At 53.0% G+C, this 24221-nt stretch carries 20 protein-coding genes; 12 read left to right on the top strand and 8 right to left on the bottom strand.

What is annotated here, in order from left to right; all coding sequences use genetic code 11:
• Positions 1–230 precede the first annotated feature (230 nt).
• Positions 231–1358 carry an ROK family transcriptional regulator gene (locus ACMV8I_RS05505; protein WP_498864170.1) on the top strand — a complete coding sequence of 376 codons (1128 nt, stop codon included), beginning with the start codon at positions 231–233 and terminating at the stop codon, positions 1356–1358.
• Between the two features lie 121 nt (positions 1359–1479).
• Here the strand turns inward: ACMV8I_RS05505 and ACMV8I_RS05510 are convergent, their stop codons facing one another.
• The 5 genes from ACMV8I_RS05510 to ACMV8I_RS05530 all read right to left on the bottom strand — a co-directional run bounded on the left by ACMV8I_RS05510 (position 1480) and on the right by ACMV8I_RS05530 (position 7582).
• Entirely contained in the window at positions 1480–2526 is a 1047-nt protein-coding gene (locus tag ACMV8I_RS05510; RefSeq protein ID WP_498864171.1) for an oxidoreductase, read from the bottom strand.
• A gap of 49 nt (positions 2527–2575) precedes the next feature.
• Complete coding sequence (gene araC, locus ACMV8I_RS05515) at positions 2576–3511, bottom strand: arabinose operon transcriptional regulator AraC (RefSeq protein WP_498864172.1); 936 nt, start codon at positions 3509–3511, stop codon at positions 2576–2578.
• 195 nt (positions 3512–3706) lie between these two features.
• Entirely contained in the window at positions 3707–4711 is a 1005-nt protein-coding gene (araH, locus tag ACMV8I_RS05520; RefSeq protein ID WP_498864173.1) for an L-arabinose ABC transporter permease AraH, read from the bottom strand.
• A gap of 143 nt (positions 4712–4854) precedes the next feature.
• A complete protein-coding gene (araG, locus tag ACMV8I_RS05525) occupies positions 4855–6429 on the bottom strand; it encodes an L-arabinose ABC transporter ATP-binding protein AraG (protein WP_498864174.1) in 1575 nt (524 codons plus the stop codon).
• A 169-nt stretch (positions 6430–6598) separates the two neighbouring features.
• Positions 6599–7582 carry an arabinose ABC transporter substrate-binding protein gene (locus ACMV8I_RS05530; protein WP_498864175.1) on the bottom strand — a complete coding sequence of 328 codons (984 nt, stop codon included), beginning with the start codon at positions 7580–7582 and terminating at the stop codon, positions 6599–6601.
• Between the two features lie 413 nt (positions 7583–7995).
• On the opposite strand from ACMV8I_RS05530, the gene ACMV8I_RS05535 reads away from it, so the two are divergent.
• The 10 genes from ACMV8I_RS05535 to nth all read left to right on the top strand — a co-directional run bounded on the left by ACMV8I_RS05535 (position 7996) and on the right by nth (position 19038).
• Complete coding sequence (locus ACMV8I_RS05535) at positions 7996–9675, top strand: ribulokinase (RefSeq protein WP_498864176.1); 1680 nt, start codon at positions 7996–7998, stop codon at positions 9673–9675.
• 30 nt (positions 9676–9705) lie between these two features.
• Positions 9706–11211 carry an L-arabinose isomerase gene (gene araA / locus ACMV8I_RS05540; RefSeq protein ID WP_498864177.1) on the top strand — a complete coding sequence of 502 codons (1506 nt, stop codon included), beginning with the start codon at positions 9706–9708 and terminating at the stop codon, positions 11209–11211.
• Between the two features lie 927 nt (positions 11212–12138).
• The gene (locus tag ACMV8I_RS05545) at positions 12139–12594 is read left to right on the top strand and encodes a DUF2569 domain-containing protein (RefSeq protein WP_498864178.1); all 456 of its coding nucleotides are present in this window, start codon (positions 12139–12141) and stop codon (positions 12592–12594) included.
• A gap of 113 nt (positions 12595–12707) precedes the next feature.
• Positions 12708–13289, top strand: a complete 582-nt coding sequence (gene rsxA, locus ACMV8I_RS05550; protein WP_188473833.1) for an electron transport complex subunit RsxA — start codon at positions 12708–12710, stop codon at positions 13287–13289.
• Positions 13289–13855 (top strand): electron transport complex subunit RsxB, encoded by a 567-nt coding sequence (gene rsxB / locus ACMV8I_RS05555; RefSeq protein ID WP_498864179.1) that lies wholly within the window; start codon positions 13289–13291, stop codon positions 13853–13855. The genes rsxA and rsxB overlap by 1 nt, the downstream gene beginning before the upstream one ends.
• Positions 13856–13865: 10 nt before the next feature.
• Positions 13866–16001, top strand: coding sequence for an electron transport complex subunit RsxC (gene rsxC / locus ACMV8I_RS05560; RefSeq protein ID WP_498864180.1), 2136 nt, complete (start codon positions 13866–13868; stop codon positions 15999–16001).
• The gene (gene rsxD / locus ACMV8I_RS05565) at positions 16002–17054 is read left to right on the top strand and encodes an electron transport complex subunit RsxD (protein ID WP_498864181.1); all 1053 of its coding nucleotides are present in this window, start codon (positions 16002–16004) and stop codon (positions 17052–17054) included. It abuts the gene before it with no gap.
• 22 nt (positions 17055–17076) lie between these two features.
• Complete coding sequence (gene rsxG, locus ACMV8I_RS05570) at positions 17077–17709, top strand: electron transport complex subunit RsxG (protein WP_498864734.1); 633 nt, start codon at positions 17077–17079, stop codon at positions 17707–17709.
• Positions 17702–18409, top strand: coding sequence for an electron transport complex subunit E (locus ACMV8I_RS05575; RefSeq protein ID WP_498864182.1), 708 nt, complete (start codon positions 17702–17704; stop codon positions 18407–18409). The genes rsxG and ACMV8I_RS05575 overlap by 8 nt, the downstream gene beginning before the upstream one ends.
• On the top strand, positions 18406–19038 hold the full coding sequence (gene nth, locus ACMV8I_RS05580) for an endonuclease III (protein ID WP_498864183.1): 633 nt from the start codon (positions 18406–18408) through the stop codon (positions 19036–19038). Before ACMV8I_RS05575 ends, nth begins: the two co-directional genes overlap by 4 nt.
• A gap of 615 nt (positions 19039–19653) precedes the next feature.
• Here nth and ACMV8I_RS05585 read toward each other — a convergent pair.
• Both ACMV8I_RS05585 and ACMV8I_RS05590 read right to left on the bottom strand, forming a co-directional pair.
• Entirely contained in the window at positions 19654–20400 is a 747-nt protein-coding gene (locus tag ACMV8I_RS05585) for a DUF3750 domain-containing protein (RefSeq protein WP_498864184.1), read from the bottom strand.
• Positions 20401–20859: 459 nt separating this feature from the next.
• The gene (locus ACMV8I_RS05590) at positions 20860–21546 is read right to left on the bottom strand and encodes a FadR/GntR family transcriptional regulator (protein ID WP_498864185.1); all 687 of its coding nucleotides are present in this window, start codon (positions 21544–21546) and stop codon (positions 20860–20862) included.
• Positions 21547–21829: 283 nt separating this feature from the next.
• On the opposite strand from ACMV8I_RS05590, the gene uxuA reads away from it, so the two are divergent.
• A complete protein-coding gene (gene uxuA / locus ACMV8I_RS05595; RefSeq protein ID WP_498864186.1) occupies positions 21830–23014 on the top strand; it encodes a mannonate dehydratase in 1185 nt (394 codons plus the stop codon).
• 35 nt (positions 23015–23049) lie between these two features.
• Here uxuA and ACMV8I_RS05600 read toward each other — a convergent pair whose 3' ends face one another.
• A complete protein-coding gene (locus tag ACMV8I_RS05600; protein ID WP_498864187.1) occupies positions 23050–24162 on the bottom strand; it encodes a dipeptidase in 1113 nt (370 codons plus the stop codon).
• Positions 24163–24221 lie beyond the last annotated feature (59 nt).

Consider the following 24221-nt stretch of genomic DNA (forward strand, 5'->3'; position numbering starts at 1 on the left):
ATCTGTTTCGCATAATAATGACCAGCAGAGAAAAAGTGCAATAACAGAGAGGTTAAAGATTTATGAAGTTTATTATTCTCATCAATATTAATGAATTGCATGATCACTTAATTGAGTAGTAAGTTGTCTAAACATCTTTTTATGCGTAACGGGTAATAAGCGTGAAGGGACAGGAACAGACGATAAGCGTTTCAGCAACTCTCATAAATGCCGGTGAAATGAGTGACTAGATGAATAAAAAAATTGATAAGTCTCCAGGACAACAACTTTCCACCAATGAGCGCATTATTCTGGAGATTGTCAGGCGCAACAGCGGAATTATGCGTTCTGCGGTTATGCCACTGACTAACCTTACGCAGTCCTCTGTCCATCGTATTGTTGAAGGGCTTGAAGAGAAGGGATTTCTTTTCATCGGCGAAAGCGTCGTACATGGCCGGGGGAAACCAAGTCGTGTGCTGTTGCTCAATGAGCGCGCGCGCTACAGCATTGGTATCTCGGTCAATACCGATAGCGTGGCGGTGTCGGTTTGTGATCTCGCTGGATCGGTTGTGGATTATCAACTGCTGTATATTCAGCCTGTGGACTCTGCCCGCACGCTGCTTAAGATTAAGAAACACGTGCTCGATGTGTTGCAAAAGCACCAACTGCCGACGACTAAAATTGCCGGCATTGGCTTTGCTCTGGCGGGCTATTTTGTGGGAGCGGAACGCCTTTTCTGCCCGCCGGAACCGCTGAGTGACTGGGCATTGATTGATTTGAAGCAAGAGATCACCACGCTGTTTGAAATGCCCGTGTGGACTGAGAATAACGCAACCACGGGCGCGATTGGCGAAGCCTTTCTTGGCGCAGGTTTGGAGTTTTCGAGCTTCGGCTATTTCTCTTTCAATTATGGTTTTGGCGGAGGGATTATTCTTGACGGAAAACCGCTGAAAGGTTCATTTGGTAACGCGGGTGAAATCAGCCGCATATACACCAATGAAGAAGGTTCACATCGTCCTGCATTGGGAGAATTACTCAAACGTTTACAGAGCCATGGCATATCAGTTGGCGATATCTCAACGCTATACACTGAATTTGATCCTCAATGGCCAGGGGTAAAAGAGTGGGTGAAGGAGATCGCTCCCCAACTCAATCGTGCCATTGATGCCCTTCATGCAGTGATCGACCCAGAAGCCATTGTATTTGGCGGCGAATTACCGAAAAAATTGGGCGAATTGCTGCTCGACGTGCCGCCCACGCCACGTGAGCATCGTTGGGAACCCGCTGCTTATCCCCGGATTCTGCTCAGTAAGCTTGAAGGGGATATCGCCGCCACAGGGGCAGCATTTTTGCCCTTAATATATCAATATTTCACCTAGTGAAATCAACGATGAACATCATGCATTGGCAAAAAAGCGAAGAGGTATTCATCGTTTAATTTTAATGCCAGAAATAAAAAATGCGCCCCCTTCGCAGTACGCGTTTTGTCTCTGAGAACCTTTAACCTTTAACGACGTTTAATGTTTTCTGCTGCAAAGAAGAGTGAATACCCAGTTCTATCAGCTCCATAACCTGTATCGCATCGACGGCTGGCACCGGATTATCGCCCTTGCCGAGAATAGCATCGCGCACGCCAGCATAGTACGCCGGGTAATCTCCCGGCAGCGTTGGCAGATGTTTATCGGCCTGTACTCCATCGAAACTCAGCGTCAACACCCCATCACGCTTATCCTGACCCCAGTTGGCCTGTGGCGGACGAATGCCCGCTTTCAGACTGTCTTCCTGAGTATCCAGACCGTATTTTACAAAACTGCCCTTTTCGCCCTGAACGATAAAACGTGCCGTTTCAGCCGAGGCGTAAACCGTACTGTGCAGTACCACGCGACGGCGGCCGTAGGTCAACACAGTGTTGAAGTAATCCACGGCTTTGCCGCCCGGACGCACGATGGCGAGGTCTGACTGGATCGTATCCGGCATACCGAACAGCTGTAAGGCCTGATCCAGCAGATGCGAACCCAGATCGTACCAGATACCGCTGCCGAGCTGCTCGTTCTCGCGCCAGCGTTCCTGTACCTGCGGTTTGAAGCGATCGTAATGTGATTCAAAGTAGACGATATCACCCAGAACACCCTCTTTTATCAAGGCCTTCACGGTGAGGAAATCAGAGTCCCAGCGGCGGTTGTGGAATACCGACAGTAACTTGCCCTTTTCCTGAGCCAGAATGTTCAGCGAGCGTGCTTCTCCGAGCGTCACAGTAAAAGGCTTATCGACAATCACATGCTTACCGGCTTCCAGCGCCTGCTGCGCTAGCGGGAAGTGCGTGTCATTGGGGGTGGGGATCACCACCAAATCGATGGTGGGATCGGCGAAGATTTTCTCCGGCGAGTCGACCACGGCGACACTCGGCCAGTCGGCATGAACCTTAGAGGCATCGCTGCTCGATACCGCCGCAAGCACTAAGCCCGGCGTACCTGAAATCAGCGGTGAGTGAAAGGTTTTGCTGGCGAAACCGTAGCCCACCAGCCCGACACGTAGCGTATCAGTCATTTCTCTATCCTTTTATTATCAGGCTTCAACCTGATTTGATAATGCACTATCAAAACTGATACGCCGAGACATTTTCCGGTTCATGGGACGGGTGAGAACGGTAAGGTTTCGCCGGGTAGTTGGTTTCCACGCTACGGCGGCGGAAATCACTCGGACTGACGCCCACCCGTTTGCGAAATACCCGGGAGAAATAGAGCTGATCATCATAACCGACCACGCGGCCAATGGTCGCGATGGACTCCTGCGTGGTCTGTAAAAGCAGTTTGGCGCGGATCACCCGCTGGTCTTCACGCCAACGCAGAATGTTGATCCCCACCTGCTCGCGGAACAGGTGCGCCAGTCGGGACGGTGACAGGCAGACATGGCGTGCCACTTCATCAATGCGCAGTTCTCCGGCCAGATTACCGGTAATAAACTGGCAGGCTTCTATCACCCGTGGATCCATGATTTTCTGCGGGCTTTGCGGGTCTTCTTCCATCGCGCGCAGTAACAGGCGCTCCAGCAGATTCATCCCCAGCTCTTCACAAAAACGACGCCCGGACTTTTGCGTCTGCTCAATATTGGCGAACAGACGGTCAAACTCCAGCAGCAATGTATTATTAGGCAGTGAAAGCCGCCCGACGTCATTGGTTTTAGTATGCCATTCCAGCCAATCGGTCCAGTAAGCACGTGGACGGAAATAGACCCAACGGTGATACCAGCAATCGCTGTTGACCGAGCGGCCATAAAGGTGTCGCGCTTTCGGTGGGAATAGCAGCAGATCGCCGGGGTTACAGTAGAAGGTGTCTTCGCCATCAAACACTTTCCCCTGGCCTTTGACCGTCAGATTGAGGATAAAGCCTTTCATGCCACCGGGCCGATCAATGGAGAAATCCAGAGGCCCGTCTGCCAGTATTGGCGTCATCCCCGCCACCAGATAAGCATTAAAGCTGTAACCGGGTAACAACGGGTTTTGCTGTTGATCCTGGATCATGCGGTGATACATCGGGACCTCCTGAAAAATCACACTGGGGCGGGTTTTCTTTTATTCTATCGACCGATGAAAGCGCTGCCAGAAAACGTTGCAAAAACGTGAACAAAAGCTGTGTTTTACGGTATTTAACCCGTCAAAGCGTTAAACACCGTGTGAAAACGTTATCACCCATCCCCGTCACACTTCCTATTATCGAGGGGAATGACTTTACACCGCGCTTTTGGCTTTCTGTTTGTAGCGGTCAAAGATCACCGCCGCCAGCAGGATAAGTCCGCGCACAACGTATTGCGAGAACGGTGAGATGTTCAGCAGGTTCATCGCATTTTCCACCGTGCCAAGAATCAGAATACCCGCCACCACGTAGGAAATTTTACCGATACCGCCTTTGAGCGACACGCCACCCAAGACGCAGGCAGATATCACGATCAGCTCATAACCCAGAGAGGTCATCGGCTGGCCGCTGGTCATACGCGATGCCAAAATGATCCCTGCCGCCGCCGAAACCAGACCGGACAACATAAAGATGATGATCTTAGTACGCACCACTGGCACACCCGCCAGTCGCGCGGCGTCTTCATTACCCCCAATCGCCAGCGTGTTTCGCCCAAAGGTGGTTTTATTCAACAGCAGGCCGAAAATGATCAGGCAAACGACAGTTAACCAGATCGGCGCAGGCAAGCCAAACCAGTTGGCATAACCCAGCGCAAAGAAACGCTCATCTTCGATCCCCACTGCTTTACCATCAGAAATGATATAAGCCAGACCGCGCACGATCTGCATCGTCGCCAGCGTGGTGATCAGCGCATTGATTTTCAGCCGGGCGATAACAAACCCGTTCAGTAAACCGGTCAGCATTCCCAGGATCAAACCGGCACCGATACCCACCCACATACTTTCAGTTAGGTTAATCACCACCGCGGTGGTGACACCAGCACAGGCAATGACCGAGGCAACCGACAGGTCAAAATCGCCAGAGGCCAGACAGAAAAGCATGCCGCAGGCCACCATGCCGGACATAGAAACCGCCAGCAACAGACCCTTCATATTAATGAACGAACTGAAATTTGGCACAAAAATACTGCAGGCAAGAAACAGTACCGCGAACACCACCAGCATGCCGTAACTGTCCCATATACGCATAATGCCCTGGCCGCCACGTGATGCGGCAGAGGACTGCTCCGGTTTACCTGAATTTGTGGTCATAGATGACATAATTTAATGCTCCTGCACACCTATCGAATAGGCGTAATTGTCGCAGACAGTTTGGGCGGGTGCTGCGCGTCGTGACCCAACGTACATTCAGTACGTGGCGATCCCGGGTACGGCGGCCCGCTCAACATGGCAAGTAAAATAGCCTATTCGGCAGGTGTTAATTCTGGCGTTCTTAACATAGCCAGCCCTAATGCTTTTTCTTCAGTGGCGTCGTCATGCAACAACTCGCCGGAAATCGCGCCTTCGCGCATCACAATGATTCTGTCTGCCAGCCCCAGTACTTCGGGCAAGTCACTTGAGGCAAACAGCACGGCAATGCCCTGCTTCGCCAGCTCATAGATCACGTTATAGATTTCATGCTTGGCACCGACGTCGATTCCGCGCGTCGGTTCATCGAGCAGGATCACTTTCATGTCTTCCGATAGCCAGCGCCCGAGAATGGCTTTCTGCTGATTGCCGCCGGACAGATTCATGATCAGTTGCTGCGAACTTGGGGTTTTAATATTCAGCGAGAGAATGTGCTTTTTGGCGTTCTGCGCTTCCCACTTATTATTGATCAGGCAACCTGCGATAACGCTTTTACGCCGTGCACTAATATTGATATTGTCCTGCACGGAGTGAACAGGGATGATGCCGTCAGCTTTACGGTCTTCCGGGCATAGCATGATCCCCTGACGGATAGCATCTGCGGGTTTACGAATATTAAGCGCTACGCCGTCAAGCGATACGGTGCCTGTGGTGATTTTGGTGCCACCGAACAACCCTTTCATGAGTTCGCTGCGTCCGGCGCCTACCAACCCGAACAGCCCGACGATCTCCCCCTGACGCACGCTGAGACTAATCGGCGTTTTGACACCTGGCGCTTTGACCGCGTCGAGTTGCAAACGTATCTCGCCGTGCGGGCGCGGGGCATAATCATAGATGTCGCCCAAATTGCGCCCAACCATAGCCTGCACCAGCTTCTCGTTATTCACCTGTGTCATATCATCAAAGGTGCAGACATAACGGCCATCTTTGAATACGGTAACCGCATCGCTGAGCGCGAAGATCTCTTCCATACGGTGTGAGACATACAAAATCACCCGCCCTTCAGCGCGCAATTCACGGATAACGCGGAACAGTTGCTCGATTTCACGGGCTGATAGCGAGCTGGTGGGTTCATCAAAGGCGATGATCTTGGCGTTACGCGCCAGCGCCTTGGCGATTTCCACCATCTGCCACTGACCGATTGACAGATATTTCAGCGGCAAATCTGGATCAATATCCAGGCCCAAATGTTCCAACTGAATTTTGGCTTCATAACGCAACAGTTTGCGATTCACCATGCCGTATTTGCTGGGCAACTGTCCCAGATAGATGTTCTCTGCCACCGTCATTTCCGGCACCAGATGCAGCTCTTGATAAATAATCGCCACACCGGCATCTAACGCTTGCGTGGTGTGGGTAAAACTCATTGGCTGACCCTTGATATGGATTTCACCCTGCGAAGGCTGATAGTTACCACTGAGGATCTTGAGCAGCGTGGACTTGCCCGCGCCATTTTCACCCATCAGGGCATGAATTTGTCCGGCTTTGCAGTCGAACGTAATGCCATCCAGTGCTTTCACACCGGGAAACGTCTTGCCAATATTATGGAATTCAAGGTAAGGCGCGTCGGCACCAAACTCTTTCAAAGACGGTTTCAGCACTGAGGCATTGAGAAGTGTTTGCTGAGTCATAGTAATCACCAAAAGACGAAACAAAGTGAGTAGCGAAACCTATTTACCCTAAATAATTCGGACGGCAGAAAGGCGGCAAGTTCAAAAATCCCCAATCGCTTAGTTAACTAAACGACCGGGGCGAGCGAGCGCAGTCAACACCTCTGCAACCCGGATGATGACAAAGAAATTACATCAAGCCTTTCTTCTTCAATTCAACTTTAAAGTTATCGCGGGTGATCAGCACCACGTCGGTAACTTCGGTGAATTTCGGTGGCTCAACGCCTTTGCTCACCCAGTCATGAAGCATCTGAATACTTTTATAGCCATGGATATCCGGGCTTGGCAGCAGAGAACCATAGAAACCTGTTTGCGCACCTTTCGACAGCTCGTTCACCGCGTCAACGCCGTTGATACCAATGCCAATCACGTTAGCCGCTTTAAAGCCCTGACCTTCCGTTGCACGCACGCCACCCAAAACGGTGTTGTCGTTCATGCCAAGGATCAGCCAGTTTTTCACTTTTGCATGTTGTACCAACAGGGAGTTACCGGCATCCAGTGCGCCAGGGATGTCGTTGGACTTAGTCGGTACTTTGTAAATTTGTTTTTCCGGGAAGCCAGCCGCTTTCAGCGCATCCATTGCCCCGGAAGTACGGCGACGTGCGGTATCGAGTTCATCGGCGGTGATAGCCATGACGCCGGTGTCTGCGACATTCCAGCCACGTTTTTGCATCTCTTTATACAGTTCCTGCCCTTGACGCTCGCCGATTTTAGTCGCGGCCATCATCACTAATGGCACTTCTTCCATCGGTTTGCCTTTGGCATTCACAAACTGGTCATCGACCTGAATCACTTTCATATCGTAGCTGCGGGCTTTGGCCATAATCGCAGGCCCTAAACGCGGGTCAGGCGTACAGATAACAAAACCTTTCGCACCGTTGGCAGCCAGGCTGTCGATAGCGTTCAGCGTTTTCTCGCCGTCCGGCACCGCAATTTTGATCACCTGGAAGTTCAGATCCTTGCCTGCTTTATCCGCAAACTTCCATTCAGTCTGGAACCATGGCTCTTCCGGCTGCTTAACCAGAAAGCCCAGCTTCATGGTCTCTGCCATAGCTGAATGTGACATAAGGACAGCAAAACCTGCCATCGCTAACGTCTTAGTGAATTTATGCATGATGTTCTCCGACTTTTTATAGTTGTCTTACGCTGCATTCCGCTGAATTGACTCAGGCCGGGACCAGCGTGAAAACGTTATCAGTAGGGTGTAGCCAAAAAACCAATCTGCTTTTAGGTGCCGTATACCGGCAATTCTGGTAACAGGTTTGCTGTTTAGCCAAATAGGACCGTAACAGTTTTAACGGGAAATTAGCGCCGGAAGATAGAGCGCTATCACACTTGGGGATTACAGCAGGATCGTGCATAGATATAGCGATTTTAGCCAAGCGTTAACTTTTGACTAACTTCACATAAACATCATGAGGAGCAGGATTGTGCATACTTGTAGCTAACGCCTCCTCACGCATCTCACTCACTCGCGCACAGGATGATCATCAGACATATTCATCCATATTTTTGGGAGTGAGAAGAATGACGCAAGGTGCAATTGCTCTTGGTCTGGATTTTGGCAGCGACTCCGTCAGGGTGCTGGCCGTGGACTGTCAGAGCGGCGCGGAGATCGACACCGACGTTGTCTATTATCCGCGCTGGCAGGAGGGTCTGTTCTGCAACGCGGCGCAAAACCAGTTCCGCCATCATCCACGTGACTATATAGAGGCAATGGAGCAGGCGATTGTGAATCTGGTCCAGCGCCTCGGCGCTGAGCGCAGCGCCAAAATTATGGGTATCGGCGTGGACTCGACCGGCTCAACACCCGCACCGGTCGATGAACAAGGTCAGGTATTGGCACTGCGTCCAGAATTCGAAAACAATCCCAATGCGATGTTCGTGTTGTGGAAAGACCACACCGCCATTGAAGAAGCCGAAGAGATCAACCGCCTGTGCCGCAGCGGCGATTTCCCCGACTACTCCCGCTACATCGGCGGCGTTTACTCTTCCGAATGGTTCTGGGCCAAAATCCTGCACGTTTCCCGCCAGGATGCCGCCGTGCGTGAAGCGGCGGCGTCTTGGGTTGAGCTGTGCGACTGGGTGCCCGCCCTGCTTTCCGGCACGACCGCTCCGGCTGACATGGTCCGCGGACGTTGCAGCGCGGGTCATAAAATGTTGTGGCATCCTTCGTGGGGCGGCCTGCCTCCGCGCGACTTCTTCAGCGCACTCGATCCTCTGCTGGTAGAAGACTTGCCTTATCCGCTGTTCACTGACACCTCCACCGCTGAGCAACCGGTCGGTACGCTGACCGCCGAATGGGCGCAGCGTCTGGGCCTGCCGCAGAGTGTCGTACTGTCAGGCGGTGCTTTCGACTGCCATATGGGTGCCGTTGGCGCAGGCGCACAACCTTATACGCTGGTGAAAGTGATTGGCACCTCCACCTGCGACATCTTAATTGCCGACATTGACCGGGTTAAGGATCGCGCCATTGGCGGGATTTGCGGCCAGGTCGAAGGCAGCGTCGTGCCGGGGATGATCGGCATGGAAGCGGGACAGTCGGCGTTTGGCGATATGTACGCCTGGTTCAGCCGTCTGCTGAGCTGGCCGCTGGTGCAGGCAATGCACGCGCATCCTGAACTTAAACCGGTACTTTCTGAGGTACAGAAAAACCTGTTGCCGGACCTGACTGCAGCATGGGCGGCCCATCCATCGCTGGATAACCTGCCGCTGGTGCTGGACTGGTTCAACGGACGCCGTACACCTTTCGCCAACCAGCGTCTGAAAGGGGTGATCACCGATATTAATCTCGGCACCCAGGCACCTGAACTGTTTGGCGGATTTATCGCCGCCACCGCCTTCGGTGCGCGCGCCATCATGGAGTGCTTCGAGCAGCAGGATATTCCGGTAGAAAACGTTCTGACCCTCGGCGGCATTGCACGTAAATCGCCAGTGATCATGCAGGTGTGCGCCGATGCGATGAACCGTCCGCTGCAAATTGTGGCATCAGATCAGTGCTGTGCGCTGGGTGCCGCTATTTTTGCCGCCGTCGCCGCCGGAGAATTTACCGACGTTCCTGCCGCGCAGAAAAACATGGCGTGTAGCATCGAACGTACCCTGTTGCCAGACCCGCAGCGCGTGGCGCAATACCAGAAACTTTATGAACGTTATCAGCAGTGGTGCAGCTCGACTGAGCCGCTGTTTGCAGCAAAAACGACTCACTGAATTCACCCTCTTATTTTGCAGGAGTAACAAATGGACGCGTTTAAACATCTCGAAGTCTGGTTTGCGATTGGCAGTCAGCACCTCTATGGCCCGGAAACATTGCGTCAGGTGAAAGAGAATGCCGAAAAGGTGGTCAATGGCCTGAACAGTGAAGCCGGTCTGCCCATCAAACTGGTACTTAAACCGCTGGTCACCACGCCGGACGAAATCACCGCACTGTGCCGCGAAGCCAACTACAGCCAGTCTTGTGTCGGCCTGATCACCTGGTTGCACACCTTCTCTCCGGCCAAGATGTGGATTGCCGGATTAACCATCCTGCATAAACCACTGTTGCAATTCCATACCCAGTTCAATGCCGAAGTGCCGTGGGACACTATGGACATGGACTTTATGAACCTCAACCAGACTGCACACGGCGGTCGCGAGTTCGGTTTCATCGGTGCGCGTATGCGTCAGCAGCACAGCGTAGTGGCGGGTCACTGGCAGGATGGCGAATCCCATCGTCGCATTGGCCAGTGGATGCGCGTCGCCGCGGCGAAAAATGAGAGTCAGAATCTGAAAGTCGCGCGTTTTGGCGACAATATGCGTCAGGTTGCGGTGACTGAAGGCGATAAAGTCGCGGCCCAAATTCAGTTTGGTTATACCGTCAGCGCCTTTGGTATCGGCGATTTGGTGGCAGTGATCAATGAAGTCAGCAAAAGTGACATTGATACACTGGTCGACGAGTATGAAGCCAGCTACCGCCTGACCGACACGGTTAAACTGCATGGTGAACGCCGTGAGAACCTGCTCGACGCAGCAAAAATCGAGCTGGGCATGACACGCTTCCTCGAACAGGGTGGATTCCACGCATTCACGACTAACTTCGAAGACTTGCACGGCATGAAGCAGTTGCCAGGCTTGGCGGTTCAGCGTCTGATGCAAAAAGGTTACGGTTTTGGTGGTGAAGGCGACTGGAAAACCGCCGCCCTGCTGCGCATCATGAAAGTGATGGCCGGTGGACTGAAAGGTGGCACCTCATTTATGGAGGATTACACCTACAACTTCAAAACCGGCAATGATCTGGTGGTCGGATCGCACATGCTCGAAGTCTGTCCGAGCATCGCCAAAGAGCAGAAACCCCTGCTCGACGCGCAGTACCTGGGTATAGGCGGTAAAGCGGATCCGGCACGACTGATCTTCTCCACCCCTGCCGGTCCGGCCGTTAACGCCAGCGTGATTGATATGGGCGACCGCTTCCGTCTCCTGGTTAATCTGGTCGATACCGTCGAACAACCACACGAACTGCCAAAATTACCGGTAGCGCGTGCCATCTGGAAAGCCCAGCCAACGCTGGCTACCGCAGCAGAAACCTGGATCCTTGGCGGCGGCGCACACCATACGGTGTTCTCACAGGCGCTGGATATTGACCATCTGCGTCTGTATGCCGACATGCATAATATGGAACTGCTGGTGATTGATAACGACACCACGTTGGCGGATTTCAAGAATCAAATTCGCTGGAATGAGGTTTATTTTAAACTTTGCGGTAAATAGACTTTGCGGAAAGTCGGGCCGTTTTAAGAGCAGGTTTTGGGCTGCTGCCCAAGCCTGCTTTTTAATTTCACTTTTAGCTTCAACTTCAAGACCTTGGGTTGCCACCCAAACTGGCTTTTTAAAATCAAGACCTTGGGTTGCCGCCCAAACTGGCTTTTTAAAATCAAGACCTTGGGTTGCCGCCCAAACTGGCTTTTTAAAATCAAGACCTTGGGTTGCCGCCCAAACTGGCCTTAAGAGGCGCCTATCGCCGCGCCTCTTAAGAATCTCCGGCTCTTTTAAAAACAGCAGCTACGCAGGTCACAATGGCCGTGTTTCAGGTATTTCAGTTATAGCCGCAAAACACCGCCGCGTTGCGGTTCCTTCATTTCGGGTTCGGACCAGCTCGAAAAAAGACTCTCGCCGTTTCTCACCTCTCATTCAGCGGCATTTTTGAAAGCGGCCTCGATATTTTAAAAGACAAACACAGACCATCTTCTTTTCTTCTTTGTTTTTTGATTTACATAGCCGCTAAGGGGCAGTCAAAAATGGCACCGGATGAGAGGTTCGAGACCTGAGGCTCGAATCCCGAAATACGGGGACGGCGCAGCCGTGACATTTTGCGCCGTGAACGGAAGTGGCTGAAACACGTTCCATGCTAGCCGCGAAGCTGTCGGTGTCTCAGAGAAAAACGCAGGAGTTCCAAGAGGAGGCGCGTTTACGCCTCCTTTTGGGCCAGTTTGGGTGGCAACCCAAGGTCTTGGCGTTGAAATTAAAGCCAGATTTGCAGTTAAAAGCGGTTCAGGGCCGCCACCCCAAAATACTCGATCACATAAATACGATAGAGCCGTTAGACATCTCAGGGTAAACTTCTGCGCCTTATAAGATGGGTTGTCCCAATTGAATGGACGATACCGTAATCATCTTGCACCGAACCGAAGGCTGACTATGTCTCAACAACCGATCACGCAGGAAAACAGCAAACCACGCATTGGCGGCTGGCTGTTGGCTCCGCTGGCGTACCTGATTGTTACGCTGATGAGCGTCGCGCTGATGTTGGTGTTGTTCTCCATGGCATTGTTCGTGCCTGAATCGCGGGAATATCTGCTGACCAATTCGCAGGCATTCACCCTGCAATGGTATTTCTCGATCGTCACCACCCTGGCGATGGGTGCCTTCACCATCGCGCTGCTGTGGCAGTTTTGCAAACGCACCCGGCATGTACCGAAAATGTTTATCATTTGGCTGCTATGTACCGTATTACTGGCGGTTAAAGCCTTCGCCTTCTCGCCGGTTAACGACGACATGGCGGTACGTAATCTATTATTAACGCTACTGGCAGCCGCCCTGCTGGTGCCTTATTTCAAACGCTCACACCGGGTGAAAGAGACGTTTACCGAATAACCCTGCGGTTACCCCGTTGTCCAGGGGGCGCTTATTTCAGATAATAAGCGGTGGTGGCGGTTGACCTGCTCGGTCAGGCGTCGATCTATTTTCAGTTATCTTCAGGCAATGTCATGACTTCATACCTGTTACTGTTCGTCGGCACCGTGCTGGTGAACAACTTTGTTTTGGTTAAGTTTCTCGGTTTATGTCCGTTTATGGGCGTATCCAAAAAACTCGAATCTGCCATTGGCATGGGATTAGCCACAACATTCGTCATCACGTTGTCGAGTATCTGCTCATGGATTGTCAACACCTTCGTGCTGATGCCGCTGGATCTGGTTTACCTGCGCACCATGGCTTTTATTCTGGTGATCGCCGTGGTGGTACAGTTCACCGAAATGGTGGTTCGCAAAACCAGCCCGCCGCTTTACCGTCTGCTCGGTATATTCCTGCCATTAATCACCACCAACTGCGCCGTGCTTGGCGTGGCTCTGCTGAACATCAATCAGGCCCATAATTTCATGCAGTCGGCGTTGTACGGCTTTGCCGCGTCGCTCGGTTTCTCACTGGTGATGGTGCTGTTTGCCGCTATCCGTGAACGCCTGGTCGTGGCTGATGTCCCTGCGCCATTCAAAGGCTCGTCGATTGCACTGGTCACGGCAGGACTGATGTCACTCGCCTTCATGGGCTTTACCGGTCTGGTGAAATTCTAATGTTTGAACTGTGGATTGCGATAGTTGCGCTGACGGCACTGGCACTGGTCTTCGGGCTGCTGCTGGGTTACGCCTCGCGCCGCTTTGCCGTTGAAGGCAATCCTGTGGTGGATCAGATTGACGATATTCTGCCACAAAGCCAGTGCGCGCAATGCGGCTACCCTGGCTGCAAACCTTATGCTGAAGCGGTTGCCAATGGCGACAATATCAATAAATGTGTGCCCGGTGGCGAAGCGGTCATGCTGAAGCTCGCCGCACTGCTCAACGTTGAGCCACAACCGCTGGGTGATGACGCCGCTGCCGCCGAACCAGTACGCACAGTGGCTTACATCGACGAGAGTAACTGCATCGGCTGCACTAAATGCATTCAGGCCTGTCCGGTGGACGCCATCGTGGGTGCCACCCGCGCGGTGCACACGGTGATCACTGATTTATGCACCGGCTGTGACCTGTGTGTTGCGCCGTGCCCGACCGACTGTATAGAAATGCTGCCGATTAAGACCACCACCGCCAACTGGAAGTGGGATATGAAATCCATTCCGGTGCACGTCATTCATGCGGAGTAAGCGGAACACCATGTTTAATCTGTTTTCCGCGCTCAAAAAAGACAAGCTGTGGGACTTCAACGGTGGTATTCATCCGCCGGAAATGAAGACTCAGTCCAGCCACGTGCCGCTGCGCCGTGCCCCGTTATCTGAGCGCTTTATCATTCCTCTTCAACAGCATCTCGGCCCCGAAGGTGAGCTGTGTGTGAAAGCCGGTGACCGGGTATTAAAAGGCCAACCGCTGACCACAGGCAGTGGCCGCACCGTGCCGGTTCATGCGCCAACCTCAGGGGTGATCACCGCCATTGAGCCGCATATCACCGCGCATCCATCCGGGCTGAAAGAGCTGTGCGTTCTGATTCGCGCCGATGGCGAAGACCGCTGGATTGATCGTGACGTTGTCACAAATTTTCGCCAGTTCGACGCTGCCCAGCTCAATGCACGTATTCATCAGGCCGGCATTGCCGGGCTGGGCGGTGCCGGGTTCCCGACCGCCAGCAAACTGCAGGGCGGGCTGACTTCTACCCGTACGCTGATCCTCAATGCTGCCGAATGCGAACCCTACATCACCGCCGATGACCGGCTGATGCAGGAACACGCCGGAGAGATCCTCGAAGGCACGCGTATTCTTTGTCATATGCTGAATCCTGAGCGGGTGATCATTGGCATAGAAGACAATAAGCCTCAAGCCATCAGGGCGCTGAAAAAAGCCATTAAAGCCGAGCAGACTGACGGTGTGACCATCGAGTTACGCGTGGTGCCGACCAAGTACCCTTCCGGCGGTGCCAAGCAACTGACCAAAATACTGACCGGCCTTGAAGTTCCCAAAGGCCACCATTCGTCGCACATCGGCGTATTAATGCAAAACGTCGGGACGGTGTTTGCCATTAAACGCGCGATTATCAACGGCGAACCGCTGATTGAACGCGTCGTCACGCTGACCGGCGAAGCGATGGCAAAACCAGGCAACGTCTGGGCTCTTCTTGGTTCGCCCATTGCCGACCTAATGGTCGAGGGCGCTCTGCGGCCACAGGGTACGCAGAAGATGGTGATCATGGGCGGCCCGCTGATGGGCTTCACTCTGCCATCTCTTGATGTGCCGGTGGTGAAGATATCGAACTGTCTGCTGGCACCTTCTGAAAGTGAAATGGGCGCGCAGGAACCAGAAGAAGCCTGCATCCGCTGTAGCTTGTGTGCGGATGCCTGCCCTGCGAGTTTACTGCCACAGCAGCTCTATTGGTTCAGTCGAGGTCAGGAGCACGAGAAAGCGCGCAACCATAATCTTTTTGACTGCATCGAGTGCGGTGCCTGCGCCTACGTCTGCCCAAGTAATATTCCGCTGGTACAGTATTACCGTCAGGAAAAAGCCGAGATCCGCGCCGTGGATTTAGAAACTGCCAAGGCCACCGAGGCCAAAGCGCGTTTTGAAGCCAAACAGGCCCGTATGGAACGAGAAAAACAGGCTCGTGAAGAGAAGCACCAAAAATCTGCGGTGAAGCTCAATACACCGCCGGTTGAAAAAGTAAACGCAGACAACGCTGCGGCTCCGACTGAGGAAGCGAAACATGAGTCCGTCAACCAAACCGATCCGCGTCAGGCGGCACTGGCCGCAGCTATAGCACGCGCCAAAGCTAAAAAAGCGGCAGCGACACAGGACATTCCGGTGGCTGCAGAGCCGATCACGACACCGTCAGCACCGGTTCAGACGGGCGATGACAACGCCCGTAAAGCCGCCGTGGCCGCGGCTATCGCCAGGGTGAAAGCTAAAAAAGCTGCAACGACTGGCGTGGTGGTAGAAGCCACCGACAGCACCCTATCGGTGACAACGTCACCAATGGAATCTGGCGCCGATGACAAACGCAAAGCTGCCGTGGCGGCTGCAATCGCCCGCGCTAAAGCCAAAAAAATGGCGACACAGCAAGAAGCGTCTGAGGAAGTAACAGCAGAACCCTCCCAGCAAGAAAGCGATCCCCGTAAGGCCGCTGTGGCTGCTGCTATAGCACGGGTTAAGGCCAAAAAAGCTGCCGGACAGCAAGAGGCGTCTGAAGAAGTGACAGCAGAACCAACACAACAAGAAAGCGATCCCCGTAAGGCCGCCGTGGCTGCTGCGATCGCCCGGGTTAAGGCGCGTAAAGCCGCCGCTCAGACAATGTCGAACGAGGAATAGATGGCCTTCAGAATCGCGAGTTCTCCTTTCACCCATAACCGGCAAAGCACCAGCACCATTATGTTGATGGTTATTTTAGCCTGTATTCCGGGCCTGCTGGCGCAGGTGTGGTTCTTTGGCTATGGCACGCTGGTACAACTGGCACTGGCGATGATCATCGCCTTGCTGACTGAAGGTGCTGTTTTACAGTTGCGTAAAATGCCGGTCAAAAAACGTCTGGGAGATAACACTGCGCTGTTAACCGCAGTATTACTGGGTCTCAGTCTGCCGCCGCTCGCACCCTGGTGGATGGTGGTGATCGGGACGATATTTGCCATTGTTATCGCTAAACAGATATACGGTGGTCTCGGCCAGAACCCGTTCAATCCGGCAATGGTCGGTTACGTGGTGCTGCTGATCTCGTTCCCGGTACAGATGACGACCTGGTTACCGCCGGATGCGCTGCAACATCACCCTGTCGGTCTGGTTGACACGTTAATGACCATTTTTACCGGCCATAATAGTCAGGATTTATCCGCCTATCAGTTACAGATGAATGTGGATGGTGTGACGCAGGCAACCCCTCTGGACGCCTTCAAAACTGGCCTGCGCTCAGGCCACAGCGCCGATCAGGTGTTGGCCGAGCCGCTGTTTAGCGGTGTGCTGGCGGGACTTGGCTGGCAGTGGATCAACCTTGGCTTTCTGGCCGGTGGCCTGTTCCTGATGGTGAAGAAAATTATTAGCTGGCATATCCCGGTCAGCGTATTAGTGGTGATGACCTTCTGCGCTACGCTGGCCTGGAGCCTCTCTCCGGAAGCTTACCCGCCACCGATGATTGGTCTGTTCTCCGGAGCCACCATGCTCGGTGCCTTCTTTATTGCCACCGATCCGGTAACCGCGTCGACAACGCCCAAAGGGCGTTTGATCTTCGGCGCACTGATTGGACTGTTGGTGTGGCTGATCCGCACCTACGGCGGTTATCCTGACGGTATCGCTTTTGCCGTATTGTTGGCGAATATCACCGTGCCGTTGATCGACCATTACACCCAACCGCGCGTTTACGGGCATCGCTGAGGACGGCATGGAAAAAGGTAAAATATTACAGACCATGCGCCGCCACGGCGTGACGCTGGCGGTATTCGGCGCGCTGATGACCAGCATGACAGCGGTAGTCAACATGCTCACCAAGCCAACGATTGAGCATCAGGCACTGTTGCAGCAGAAGACGCTTTTCGACGAGGTGATCCCGTCGGACGTCTATAATAACGATATGCAAAATGAATGTTACAACGTCACTGATCCATCTCTGGGCAACGCAACGCTCCACCGCCTCTATTTGGCGCGCAAAGACGGTATTCCCGTGGCAGCGGCGATTGAAACCACCGCGCCGGACGGCTATTCCGGTGCCATCCAGCTATTGGTGGCGGCGGATTTCCATGGCAAAGTCTACGGTACCCGCGTGTTGGAACAACATGAAACGCCCGGTTTAGGTGACAAAATTGAAGTGCGCATCTCCGACTGGATTAAGGCTTTTGCCGGCAAAATCATTAACAGCCCTGAGGATACTCGCTGGGCCGTTAAAAAAGACGGCGGTATGTTTGACCAGTTTACCGGCGCGACTATCACCCCGCGCGCCGTGGTACATTCGGTGAAACGCACTGCGCTTTTTATAGAGACCGTACCGTCTCAGCTTTCCCACCTCACCCCATGTGGAGCCCGTGATGAGTGAAGCCAGAAAGATAATTATTCAGGGTTTGTGGACCAATAACTCCTCGCTGGTGCAACTGCTGGGCCTTTGCCCGCTGCTGGCGGTGACATCAACCGCCACCAATGCCCTCGGCCTGGGACTGGCGACCACGCTGGTGTTGATCTGCACCAACGCCATGATCTCCGCCTTTCGGCGCTGGGTTCCGAATGAAATTCGTATTCCCATTTACGTGCTGATCATCGCCTCAGTCGTCAGTACGGTGCAGATGTTGATTAACGCCTACGCTTTTGGCCTTTATCAGGCGCTGGGAATATTCATTCCACTGATTGTCACCAACTGTATTGTGGTTGGGCGGGCCGAGGCCTGCGCGTCCAGCAGTCCGGTGCATTTGGCCGCGCTCGACGGCATGATGACCGGACTCGGCGCGACGGCGGCAATGTTCGTACTGGGTTCGATGCGTGAAATTCTTGGCAGCGGCGTGCTGTTTAACGGCGCTGATTTACTGCTCGGCAACTGGGCCAAAGTGTTGCGTGTGGAAGTGATTCATCTGGATAACCCCTTCCTGCTGGCGATGCTGCCGCCGGGCGCATTTATCGGCCTTGGTTTGTTGCTGGCAGGTAAATACCTGATCGATGAACGCCAGAAAGCCCGACAGGCAGCAAAAACACGGGCCATCCAGGCGCAATCTATGCCAAATGGCAATGCAGGCAATGCTTCATGAATAAAGAAAAACGCATCAGTATACTCAGCCGCCTGCGGGAAAATAACCCGCATCCGACCACCGAGCTGGTTTACTCCACGCCGTTTGAGCTGTTAATCGCCGTGTTGCTCTCAGCACAGGCTACCGATGTCAGCGTGAATAAAGCCACTGCGAAGCTCTATCCGGTCGCCAACACCCCGGCGACGATGCTTGAGCTGGGCGTGGACGGCGTAAGGGAGTACATCAAGACCATCGGCCTGTTCAACGCCAAAGCGGAGAACGTGATCAAAACGTGCCGCATTCTGTTAGAGCAACACAACAGCGTAGTGCCGGAAGACCGTGCTGCACTCGAAGCCCTGCCCGGCGTCGGCCGCAAAACGGCTAACGTGGTGCTCAACACCGCTTTCGGCTGGCCAACCATCGCCGTCGACACCCATATTTATCGTGTCTGCAACCGCACTCGCTTTGCCCCAGGAAAAACCGTGGAAGAGGTCGAAGACAAGCTGCTAAAAGTGGTTCCCGCCGAGTTCAAACTCGACTGCCATCATTGGTTTATCTTGCATGGGCGCTATACCTGTATTGCGAGGAAGCCCCGGTGTGGGTCATGTTTGATTGAAGACCTTTGTGAGTTTAAAGAAAAAGTTGATTAAGTTTTTGGGCTTTGGGAAAGCTGAAGCAAATTTTTAATCTTTAAATCTAAATTCAACTTCAACTTCAAGACCTTGGGTTGCCACCCAAACTGGCCTGAAGAGGCGCCTATCGCCGCGCCCCTTCAGAATCCCCGGCTCTTTTAAAAACAGCAGCTACGCGGGTCACAATGGCCGTGTTCCAGGTATTTCTGTGATAGCCGCAAACTCCGCCGCTACGCGGTACTCTCCGTTCGGGCTTCAACCCGCGCAAACCCCACGCGGTTTTGCGCCTCTCCCTCGACGTCGTTTTGAACGCGGCCTCGACATTTTTAAAGACAAACATTGTGCTGGTTTTGAATTTTGAATTTTGAATTTAAAGAAGCTTCGGCCGTATTCAAAAATGGCGCTGAATGAGAGGTGAGAAACGGCGAGCGGGGTTATTGCGAGCCGGTCCGAACCCGAAATGAAGGCACCGCAACGCGGCGGCATTTTGCGGCTGTCACCGTGGCGACTGAAACACGGCCATTGTGACCCGCGCAGCTGGAGGAGCCTCATGAAAGAGCCCACGACCTTGAATTTGAATTTGAATTTGAATTTAAAGATTTAAAAGCAGGTTTGGGCTGCCACCCAAAAAACTCACCCTATGCGCCCCACGAACGGTAACCGCAGCGCCGGATCTTTGATATCTATCCCCAGATTAAGCCCCAGAACATTCACCTCAATACCTTCTTCAACGCCTAACGTAATAGCCAGAACGCCAAGAATAGAAACCTGAGCACCACGGCCTGAAGGCGGTAAGCCAATGGGATTGGTAATGGCGCGGTAATCTTTACCGATCGCGTTAGAGGGAAGATCCAATCGTAAATCAGGCACTTCCCGACCGATATGGGCGATAAACGTATTACTGTTCGGTCCGGGCCACGCGTGATAGGTGTGCGGGAAAGGATAACTTTTGATGGCCGCTTCTATCTTCGGGATCATCATTTCAGCTTGTGCACCGCGATGTTCCAACAGCAGCTTGGGTTGTGAACCAAACCAGTAACCGTCGGGAATGGCGTAATTGCGGCGAACCACATCGGTGCTGCCCCAGCTGACAACGTCATAGCGGGTGAACTGCGTTTCCCCTTCACGCTTGAAGATAATCCACGGATGCACTGCCACCAACCCGCGCCAGCCGTAAGTAGGCGCAGTATAAACCTGAACGATGGCAATATTTTTAAGCTTATGCGGATCGGGGGCTATACCGGCGGAATCCCGGCGCGCTGTTGACCAACTCTGGCCAACAAGTTCTTCACGTCCCTGCGTAGATTTCGCATAGCTGTAGCCGAATGACAGCAACAGAACGCAGACAAATCCAAGAGTTAACCATTTCATGGCCATCATGCTTTATTCCTTATTGCCTCTTGCTAAAAAAAGCCAAATTACGCAACGCTTACTGGGTAAACAATATGAAACCACGCAGAAGCACAACTTTATCTGCGCTGGTCCTTCACAGGTGCAAGCGCTAAAAACCAAACCTGAACGAGTGCTATTTTAAAAATCTGTGGCCGCATTCAAAAATGGCGCTGAGCAAGTGGTTCGAGACCTAAGGCTCGAAACCCGTAGCGAAGGAACCGCCTAAGCGGCGACATTTTGCGGCTGTCACCATGGCGACTGAAACACGGCCATTGTGACCCGCGCAGCTGGAGGAGTCTCATGAAAGAGCCCGGGAGTCCAGAGGGCTGCGGCGACTGGCCGCCCTCTGGTCGGTGTGGGCCGACGCCCACGACCTTGAATTTGAATTTGAATTTGAATTTGAATTTGAATTCAAAAAATTTTACTCAAGCTTTTTTAAAAGCCGACCTATTCGCTAAATAACCGATCAAATACATGTTGCAGGTGCCCCTGCATCGCCGCCCTTGCACCCTGCGCATCTCCTGCAAGAATGGCATCGGTAATGGCCTGATGGTCGGTGTTCATTTCGCGGGCGAAACCGGTATCGGTGTAGTGGGTTTCCAGACGCACAAAACGACGTGAATCTCGTTTGTCCCACAGGTACTCCATCATGTCACGCAGCACGTCGTTGCCGGTCATTTCACTGATCATCAGATGAAAACAGCGGTCCTGCTCCAGAAACGCATCGTTATTGATGTTGAGCTGACTCAGTTCGCGGTTAATTTCCACCAGCCTCTCGCGCTGATCTTTAGTGCCGTTTAACGCGGCTAATTCTGCCGTAGTGCTTTCATAGATCTGGCGCGCCCTGACCAACGATTCCAGGCTGAACTCTTCTTCCATGGCCGTTAGCGGTTGCAGGGGTAACGGGTTGCTGACATAGACGCCGTTGCCGGTGCGGATCTCAATCCAACCCGTAATTTCCAGTGCGATCAGCGCTTCACGAATCGATGAGCGGCTAACGCCAAGCTGTTTAGACAAGTCACGTTCGGACGGAATCATCTCACCCGGCGCAAATTGGGCGCTCTTAATACAGTTAATAAGAACGTTTGAAATCTGGCGGTACAGCCTTTCCACTTTTAGGGTAGGTAATTCCATTACTTTCTCCGGCTGAAGCTTGTTCTCTGGTTGGCACTCGTAGACAAAATTGCTGGCGATCCAAAAATTGCAGAGCAGATCACATTAATGACCCTTTTCATGCTGAATGATATGCAGGTCAGGTGGCCTGACCACCCTACCACCTGACCATGCAACGTGGTTAGCTTGAACGTTCTGCCAGCACCACGTCAAGAAAACTTAAACAAGTGATGTCACAGATTGCCTATTTTCCACCAGAGTAACGCGTTTTAAGTACACCCATTTTGAACACAAGGAGTTTTACATGGAACAAACATGGCGCTGGTATGGCCCGAAAGATCCGGTTTCATTGGATGACGTAAGACAGGCAGGTGCCACCGGCGTTGTCACTGCCCTGCATCATATTGCCAATGGCGAAGTGTGGCCGGTCGAGGAGATCAAAAAACGCCAGGCCGAACTGGCTGCAAAAAATTTGGTGTGGTCAGTGGTCGAAAGTATCCCGGTTCACGAAGAGATCAAAACCCGCAGCGGTGACGTCGAAAAATACATTGCTAACTACCAACAGTCGATCCGCAATCTGGCGGCCTGCGGCATAGATACGGTGTGTTATAACTTCATGCCAGTACTGGACTGGACCCGCACCGACCTGGGTTATTTGCTGCCGGACGGCTCGCGCGCCTTGCGCTTCGACCATATCGCCTTTGCCGCATTCGAGCTGCATCTGCTAAAGCGCGAAGGCGCAAAACAGTATTACTCGGCGGATGAGCAGGCTCAGGCGGCCGCTCACTTCAACGCGATGACCGACGCACAGAAAGAGACGCTTACCGCGAATATTATCGCCGGTTTGCCGGGTGCAGAAGAGGGTTATACGCTGGAGCAGTTCCGCGCCCGTCTGGCCACCTATGACGACATTGACAAGGGCAAGCTGCGCGAAAACATGGCGCATTTCCTGCGCAGCATCGTACCCGTGGCTGAACAGCACGGGCTGAAGCTGGCGGTGCATCCTGACGACCCGCCGCGACCGATCCTCGGCCTGCCACGCATTGTGTCGACTATTGAAGACATGCAGTGGCTAAAAGAAACAGTTGACAGTATTCACAATGGTTTCTGTTTCTGTACCGGCTCCTATGGTGTGCGCGAAGATAATGATCTGGTGAAGATGATGACCACCTTCGCCGACCGTGTGCATTTTATCCACCTGCGTGCCACTCAGCGCGAAGCGACACCGGGAAGTTTCCATGAAGCTGACCATCTTGACGGTGATGTGGACATGGTAGCGGTGATCAAAGCGATTCTGGCCGAAGAACAAACTCGTCAGCGTGCGGGTAATATGCGCCCTATTCCGATGCGCCCGGACCACGGCCATCAGATGCTCGATGACCTGCACAAGAAGACCAACCCAGGTTATTCGGCCATTGGTCGTCTCAGAGGGTTGGCCGAGCTTCGCGGCGTTGAACGCGCACTGAAGCAGACGCTGTTTGCTGAATAAGCCTCAATATCCTCCCTGATAAAAGGGAGGATAGCTCACTCACCCCAGGTTTTTTCCAGCACGTTAATCCAGTTTTTATGCGCTATTTTTGCCACCAATTCTTCACCGTAACCCGCCTCGCGCATCGCGTTGATTAACACCGGTAAGCCGCTGACATCTTTCATAAAAGGTGCCATTGATGCGCCGTCAAAATCCGAACCAAAGCCCACATGATCTTCACCCAGTTTTTCCAGCAGATAATCCAGATGGCGCAGGTAATCATCGATGCCAGTATTGGCATCGCGGGTTCCGTCTTCACGCAGGAAAGGAGTGGCAAAGTTGAGGCCGACAAAGCCTCCACTCTGTTGAATGGCATCAAGCTGAGCATCGGTCAGATTGCGTGACTGGGCACACAGTGAGAATGCATTGGAATGGCTGGCCACCAGCGGCGCACTGGAGACATCAGCCACCTGCCAAAAGCCCTTCTCATTGAGATGCGACAAATCCACCATGATGTGTTTGCGGTTACAGGCCTGCACCAGTTTCACACCCAGTTCGGTCAGCCCCGGTCCGGTATCGGGTGACGTATTGAATTTAAACGGTACGCCGTGCCCAAAGATATTCGGACGGCTCCACACTGGTCCCAGCGTTCGCAACCCCATCTGATACATCACATCCAGCATGTAGAGGTCCGGGTCAATCGCCTCTGCACCCTCAATATGCATAACGACAGCTAATGCCTGATTTTGCATCGCTGTGCGGATCTGCTGGGCAGAACGGCAAATTTTTACCACGCCCTGCGACTGTTCTTCAATCCGCAGCAAAAAAGCCATCATGCCAATTGTGACCTCACGCGCAAATTCGAAAGAAGGTGTTGGAGAAAAATCCGCATGCTTTTGAGTGCCTTCCAACAAAAAGCGGGGGTCGATATTCAGATCCGGCACGCTACTTGCAGAGTCAAAGCGTGGAGACGGTACCCAGGCGGCAAAAAGCCCGCCGGCAAAGCCTGCTTCACGACAGCGTGGCAAATCCATCTGTCCGCTGGCAGGTCCTTTTATGAAAGTCTGAGCAGCAGCTTGACGATGTTCAGTCCAGAGTTGCAGCAATACGTCGTTATGTCCGTCAAATACCGGCATCAGGCCGTGAGTTTCGTGCGCTACGTTATTCATAAAAAAGGTCTACCCTTGGTTAAGCATGGCAAAAGCCGCTGACAGTTTGCTTATTCACG

This window comes from Ewingella sp. S1.OA.A_B6 (assembly GCF_049889095.1).
In the GTDB taxonomy this organism is placed as follows: domain Bacteria; phylum Pseudomonadota; class Gammaproteobacteria; order Enterobacterales; family Enterobacteriaceae; genus Ewingella.